The following is a 6,563-nucleotide window of genomic DNA, read 5'->3' as shown; positions in this document are numbered from 1 at the left end:
GTAGCAAAAATTACGAAGTAATTTTCCCGTAGGGCGACAACAGCGCGGATTTTGCAAAGCAAAACCAAGCGAGGGAGTGCAATTATGAGCCCTGAGTTTCGAAAGAAGCTCAGGGCTCTCTTGTTTTATACCCCCCCGCTTGGCAATATAAGGGGGCGCGGCGAGAAAGAGGGCGTTAAGGGAGATTGGAAATTTCTAAAAAAAATTTTCTAAAAACATAAAATTTATATTTAGGATTATCTTTTTTTTCCTTTGTTTATGCGGTTTTTTGTTCAGTTTACTGTCAAGTATAAAATGTCTTGATGTTTCTTTTTTTTGTATAGATAATTTTTTTTAATATAAATTTAGAGAGGTTATATATGAAAAAAATAACAATATTATCTTTTTTTGCTTTATTTGTATCGTCTGCTTTGGGTTATAATACAAATCAAGCTCAATTTGGCTCGACATATTCTTCAGATGTTAATTTTGAAGATTTGCAATTTTCTGAAACTGATAACAAGTCAAACATAATTAATGCTTCTGATTTATTGAAACTTGAAGCATCTTTTAATATTAATAATGCTTCGTCGGCAGGAGCTGTTGTTACTCTTGATAATGGGAAGGAAAATACTGTTTCGTATATCGTTTTGGGGAATTACTCCCACCTTAATATTTCGGGCGAAAATACCGTTTTGAACGTTACCCAAAAGGGTAATTCAATGGGTATTTGTGCATGGGAAAATTCAATGGTTACTGTTGAAAATGGTGGTGTTCTGAATATGAATGGCACAGGTATTGCTGGAAAGCAAAATCATGTTGAAGACACTGCTTTTTTAGTTGTAAATAAAGGTGGGGTTGTAAATCTTGGTTCAAATACAAAATACGAAAATGCTGGGGCAAAGAGTTTTGCCAATATAAATGGTGGTAAAATTACTTCTCAAGGTACTCTTCATTTAGATACTAATATTTCTTTTAAATTTCAAAATTCTGCAAATGTTGAATTTGAAACTTTGAAGATGGCGTGGTCTTCTGCCTTAGAAATTATCGGTAGTGGTAACTCTATAAAAATAAGTGGAAATTTTGAAACACATAATTGGAGTTACGATAGATACGTTTCAGAATCGTGGACAACTCTTATGCCAGGTATTACCTTTGTTGCAGATGCCGATGGTTTTTCAACAATCGATATTTCTGGTAAATTGAGTGCTTTTAATGGTTTTTTGACATTGGATTTTTCTAATCTTGAAAAGAATGGGGAATGGATTTTGATTTCATCTTCGCAATACGATAACTCTATTGACGATTTACTTTTAGAGGGACGTTATTCAATAACAGGTATTGAAGAAAGTATGGTAGAGTTTTTATATGACGAAGGCAAATTGACTGTTTCTGTTAGTGGCATTCCAGAGCCTTCGACATATGCCGCGATTTTTGGCGTATCAGCATTGCTTTTCGTAGCTTATAGAAGGCGCAAGTAATTTATATAAATAAACTTTAAGGGCTTCCTATCGGGAAGCCTTTTTTGTTTTTCTTAATATGTGCAAATCTTGATTGCAGGCAAATTCTTGGGTTTTCAATAATAAAATATTACCGATTTTTTTCACGGCGCATCCAAAATAGTGTTTCGGACGGATAATCGACTGGGCGAAAAAAGGCAGATATATTTATTGAGATAAACAAAAGGGGCGCAAGTTCCTCCAAGATACGTCTCCCGCCAATAGGGAGCGCTATGAAACCGAACTTACGCCTTTAAACTATCACAATCAGAAAATTATTCGGAAAATCAAGAAGAAAATGCAAAATATTCAAATTACGTTTATTCAAAGCGAATTGATTTTAAAAAGTTTTCAAATTCGTTTTCGTCGTCTTTAACTGTGTAATAGGAAACCATGCAAAACTTGTTTGTTAATTTGTGGAAAATTAAGGCAAATTGCCATATGAGGGGAGTGGGAGATTGGTAACGACTTATTCGAAGAATACAAAGATTCTCGTTTATTTTGATTGTTTCATCCTTTATTTGTTTTAATTCGTATTTAGATAATTCAGCAATTTGAGAGTTTTTCCACGATTCATTGAAGTTTTCTTGCGAAGTATTTGCATATAAATTGCTTGTTAATATTATGGTGTCGTTATTTTCAGATTTCAGAGAAAAGATTGTAAAGTTATTGATGATGTGTTTCTCGCTTATAAAACCTGTTGGTATTTTAAATATAACTCGACCATCGCTACGTTCATTTTCTGATAGATCTGTTTCTTTTATCAATTGATTTGTTCTTGTATTAAATTCATTTACACCTGCGCAGAATAACGTTATCGCGGTAATAATAAAAAAAGCCAATATGGTATAATCTTTCTTGGAAAGCTTGCGCACTTCTTTTGGAAATCTGTCTTTTACTTGTGTGGAGAATGTAAGGTAGAAAAACCAAATTAGTGGAGGAATTATATTGAATATGGAAAATCCAATCAGTTCTTTTTCAGTTCCTATAGAAGAAAGGATATTTATGAGAAGTGTTAAAATAAAATATAGCTTTGCGTAAAATACTGCGTTAGATTTCATCTTTATAAACGCGTATATTGCATAATTACCTATAATAAAAAGGGTAGATAGCATAAATATCTCTATTGCTACTACAAATTTATAACCTCCATAATATTTAGGATCATAAGTTAAAGCATAGTTTAATACGTTCATTACTGACCCAATAAAGATAACAAACAAAATTTTAACCAACCGTGAATTTTTATTGGAACATGAAATTTTCTTTGTTTGATTTTTACTTGTACTTGATGCTGTAATTCAAATTTTTCTATTTAATGAGACATTTTATAAATCCTTCATTTAATGGAAAATTTATAAAAAATCAAGAATGGATAAAAAACATTTATATTCAAATGTGTTTTGGAAATTGATTTTTTACTCAAAGGGATTATTCAGTGTTTGGTATTGCTCTAAGCATTGTTGCGATTTCCCTCCCCGAAATGATAATGTTAAGAAAAGTTTTTTCGGCAAAGTTGCTTTGCATGTTTGTCGGATATTTACTGTTTGCGTTTATAATCACGGGGTATTTGCTGAATTTCATAAACTTCTTACGGTTTTGAAAGCAATGGTGGGTTTGTTTTTTATCTTTTTGGGGTTGAATTATTTTTTACGATATTTTAGCTTCTCTTTATGCAAAATAAAGATGTTAAACGTAAGATGCTAAGTGGCAACGAGGCAATAGCTCTGTCTGCCCTGCATAGCGGAGTTGCGCTTGGGGTCGGGTATCCCGGAACTCCCTCAACTGAAATTTTGGAGAATTTTTCGGAGCTTGGCGGAAATGCCGAGTGGGCTCCGAATGAAAAAGTTGCGGCGGAGGTTGCTTTGGGAGTTGCTTTTGCCGAAAGCAATTCTCTTGTCACCATGAAGCATGTCGGCTTCAATGTTGCGCAGGATTTGTTTTTTACTGCGGCTTACAGCGGCATACAAGGCGGAATGGTTGTGGTTGTGGCTGACGACCCCGGAATGGCGTCGAGCCAGAATGAGCAGGATACGCGCTCGATTGCGCGATGCGGCGGTTTGCCTGTTTTGGAGCCTTCATCAGCGCAGGAAGCTTACGACTTTACGGCTCTTGCGTTTGAAATTTCGAGGAAATTCAACACCATAGTGATAATCCGCACAACGACAAGGGTTGCGCACACGACTTCTGTTGTGGAGTTTGAGGACAGAATAAAGCCTCTGCCTGCCGCGGACTTTAAAAAGGACATTCCCCATCATGTCATGGTTCCCGCGCATGCAAGGCCTTCGCACAGGGTTTTGCGCAAAAAACTGAAAGACCTGCAGGCTTGGAATTCCGAATTCGGACCGAACAAAATTGAAATTAAGGGCGATGAACTTGGCATAATTGCAAGCGGCGTAGCCTATCAGTACGCAAGGGAGGCGGCTCCGAACGCTTCGATTTTCAAAGTGGGAATGTCTCCGCTTCCCATTGAAAAGCTGGTTGAATTTTCAAAGAAATTCAAGAGGTGCATTGTCGTGGAAGAGGGCGACCCTTACATGTCTGAAATTTTGCGGGCAAACGGCGCGCGCGTTGAAGAGCGCGACGAAGTTTGGCGTTTCGGCGAATTGAATGTTGACAGGGTAAGAGCCCAGATTGCGGGAGACACATCTTTTGAAATGCCCGTGCGCAAGGCAAAGCCGCCCGCTCTTTGCAAGGGCTGCCCACACATATTTTCCTTCCAGCCGCTCGTTGAGCTTGGCTTGATTGTGGCGGGGGACATCGGCTGCTACACTCTTGCCGCGATGAAGCCGCTAAGCGGAATGGATATGCAAATTTGCATGGGCGCGTCAATCGGCATGGGTGTTGGAATGCGGAAAGTCCTGCCCGAAGAAAAGGCGCGCAAAGTCGTGAGCGTCATAGGCGACAGCACTTTTATGCACAGCGGCTTGACGGGCTTGGCGCAGGCGTTGTACAATCCTCCGCCAACGGGGCACGTCATAATAATTGTCGATAATTCCACAACTGCAATGACGGGGCATCAGGAAAATCCCGCAACAGGCAGGAGGCTCGACCGTTCCGAAACCACCAAGATTTCCATTGAGGACACCGCAAGGGCAATGGGCGTAAAGAGTGTTGAAATATTTAATCCAGTAAGGCAGCAGTCCGAATATAAAGAACATTTAGAGAAGAAGCTCCAAGGTTCGGAAATTGCGGTAATTATTTTGCGCCAGCCCTGCATTTTGGCTGCCGCCGCGGAAATCAAAAGAAAGGCGAAGTAATGAATGTTTCTGAAAAAGTTACCAATGTGAAAGTTGCGGGGCTTGGCGGAATGGGCGTTTTGAAGGCGGCTCTGATCTTGGGCGAACTTCTCTTCGAGGAAGGTTGCGATGTCAAAAAGGCGGAAGTCCATGGAATGGCTCAGCGCGGCGGGTCGGTTTCAAGCGATGTGCGTTTCGGCAAAGAAGTCATAAGCCCCATCATTCCCGAAAAAGAAACTGATTTTTTGATTTCTCTCGAGCCTGAATGGTCTGACGTGTTTGCGGACACGCTGAGAGAAGGCGGCGTTTTGATTTCTCCAAAAAACATTGATTTGGAAAAACTCCCGACCGCAAAAGCGTTAAACATTGCCCTTTTGGGCGTTTTCAGCAAGTATTTGGATATTCCCGAAGAACGCTGGCTTGAAGTAATTGCAAAATTCTTTCCGCCAAAACTTGCCAAGTCAAACGAAGCCGCTTTTAAGCTTGGCAGAAATTCATAATAGCCATGAAACAGATTTGGAACGATATTCACGGTCAATTTCATCCTTTTTCCGCGCTTGATTTTCTGCCGCGCGACAAAATGCGCGCGTTGCAAACCCAGCGTTTAAAAGAGATTGTTGCGCTTTCTTATGCGAAAGTGCCTCTTTACAGGGCGAGAATGGACGAAAAAGGCGTAAAGCCCTCCGATATAAATTCAATAGACGACATCTCAAAACTGCCTTTTATGCAGAAAACGGACTTGCGCGACACTTATCCCGACGGGCTTTTTGCTGTCGAGAAAAAGGAAATCGTCCGTCTGCACGCATCGAGCGGCACGACGGGCAAGCCTATTGTCGTGGCTTATACCGACGAAGATTTGCGCGTTTGGGATTCTTCAATAATCAGGTGCTTAAAAATGTACGGGGTCACGAGTTCCGACATCGTGCAGAATTGCTACGGCTACGGCTTGTTTACAGGCGGCATGGGTCTGCATTCGGGTTCGCAGGCTCTGGGGTGTACGGTCATTCCCGCTTCCGGCGGCAACACCGAACGCCAACTAATGCTAATGAAAGATTTGGGAACGACTGTTTTTGCGTCAACACCGAGCTATTTCATGCATCTTGTGGAAGAAGGTAAAAAGCGCGGAATTGACTTCAAAAAACTTCCTTTGCGCATAGGAGTCTTCGGCGGGGAGCCTTCGTCTGACAGCATGAGGGCTTTCATTGCCGAAAATACAAACGTGAAGTTTTGCGATATTTACGGACTTTCCGAAATAGTCGGTCCGGGGGTCGGCGGAGAATGCGAAGCGGGCGGCGGCATACATATTTTGGAAGATAATTTTTATCCCGAAATCGTCGATCCCGAAACGGGGGAAGTGATGCCCGACGGAGAAGAGGGAGAATTGGTGCTTTCAACTCTCACGAAAAGGGCAATGCCCGTTTTGCGCTACCGCACGCACGACATAACTTCAATCATCGCCGAGCCATGCTCCTGCGGCAGAACCATCAGGCGCATAGCCCGCATTTCAAAAAGAAGCGACGACATGCTCATAATAAGGGGCGTAAACGTGTTCCCGTCGCAAATTGAAATCGGCATCGGAAGGGTGGAAGAGGCAACTCCTAATTTCCGAATAATAAGGGAAATGAAAAACGATATGGAGTCATTGACCGTGGAAGTTGAAATTCAAGACAAATTCTATGGCGACAGTATCGCGCAAATAGAGGCAATCCGCAAAAAAATTCAAGCCTCCATAATGAATATAATAAATATCCGCGTGGAAGTTGCGATAGTCGAACCCAATTCAATTCCGCGCTCCGAGGGTAAAATCAAGAGAGTTTACGACAACAGACCAAAGGATTCAAAATGA

Annotated in this window: 6 protein-coding genes; 4 read left to right on the top strand and 2 right to left on the bottom strand. The window is 41.0% G+C overall.

What is annotated here, in order from left to right; all coding sequences use genetic code 11:
* Nucleotides 1–359: 359 nt before the first annotated feature.
* Nucleotides 360–1,460: a PEP-CTERM sorting domain-containing protein gene (locus tag MOX91_RS08670; protein WP_370397685.1), complete on the top strand. Its 1,101-nt coding sequence runs from the start codon at nucleotides 360–362 to the stop codon at nucleotides 1,458–1,460.
* A 338-nt stretch (nucleotides 1,461–1,798) separates the two neighbouring features.
* Here MOX91_RS08670 and MOX91_RS08665 read toward each other — a convergent pair whose 3' ends face one another.
* Both MOX91_RS08665 and MOX91_RS08660 read right to left on the bottom strand, forming a co-directional pair.
* Entirely contained in the window at nucleotides 1,799–2,674 is an 876-nt protein-coding gene (locus tag MOX91_RS08665) for a hypothetical protein (protein WP_370397684.1), read from the bottom strand.
* Nucleotides 2,675–2,909: 235 nt separating this feature from the next.
* Nucleotides 2,910–3,062 (bottom strand): hypothetical protein, encoded by a 153-nt coding sequence (locus MOX91_RS08660; protein WP_370397683.1) that lies wholly within the window; start codon nucleotides 3,060–3,062, stop codon nucleotides 2,910–2,912.
* An 89-nt stretch (nucleotides 3,063–3,151) separates the two neighbouring features.
* Between MOX91_RS08660 and MOX91_RS08655 the strand changes: the two genes are divergently transcribed.
* From MOX91_RS08655 to MOX91_RS08645, 3 genes are read left to right on the top strand one after another with little or no spacing between them, the layout of a single operon-like run.
* Complete coding sequence (locus tag MOX91_RS08655; protein ID WP_370397682.1) at nucleotides 3,152–4,738, top strand: thiamine pyrophosphate-dependent enzyme; 1,587 nt, start codon at nucleotides 3,152–3,154, stop codon at nucleotides 4,736–4,738.
* A complete protein-coding gene (locus MOX91_RS08650; protein WP_370397681.1) occupies nucleotides 4,738–5,217 on the top strand; it encodes a 2-oxoacid:acceptor oxidoreductase family protein in 480 nt (159 codons plus the stop codon). Before MOX91_RS08655 ends, MOX91_RS08650 begins: the two co-directional genes overlap by 1 nt.
* A gap of 5 nt (nucleotides 5,218–5,222) precedes the next feature.
* The gene (locus MOX91_RS08645) at nucleotides 5,223–6,563 is read left to right on the top strand and encodes a phenylacetate--CoA ligase family protein (protein WP_370397680.1); all 1,341 of its coding nucleotides are present in this window, start codon (nucleotides 5,223–5,225) and stop codon (nucleotides 6,561–6,563) included.

This window comes from Intestinicryptomonas porci, assembly GCF_033971905.1.
GTDB classification, from domain to species: domain Bacteria; phylum Verrucomicrobiota; class Verrucomicrobiia; order Opitutales; family Intestinicryptomonadaceae; genus Intestinicryptomonas; species Intestinicryptomonas porci.
The sequence above is the reverse complement of the archived record's forward strand: the minus strand, read 5'-3'. Positions and strand labels throughout refer to the sequence as shown.

Coding starts and splice junctions, on each gene's coding strand:
- MOX91_RS08670 (WP_370397685.1), top strand. CDS start 360: ATGAAAAAAATAACAATATTATCTTTTTTTGCTTTATTTGTATCGTCT.
- MOX91_RS08665 (WP_370397684.1), bottom strand. CDS start 2,674: ATGAACGTATTAAACTATGCTTTAACTTATGATCCTAAATATTATGGA.
- MOX91_RS08660 (WP_370397683.1), bottom strand. CDS start 3,062: ATGAAATTCAGCAAATACCCCGTGATTATAAACGCAAACAGTAAATAT.
- MOX91_RS08655 (WP_370397682.1), top strand. CDS start 3,152: ATGCAAAATAAAGATGTTAAACGTAAGATGCTAAGTGGCAACGAGGCA.
- MOX91_RS08650 (WP_370397681.1), top strand. CDS start 4,738: ATGAATGTTTCTGAAAAAGTTACCAATGTGAAAGTTGCGGGGCTTGGC.
- MOX91_RS08645 (WP_370397680.1), top strand. CDS start 5,223: ATGAAACAGATTTGGAACGATATTCACGGTCAATTTCATCCTTTTTCC.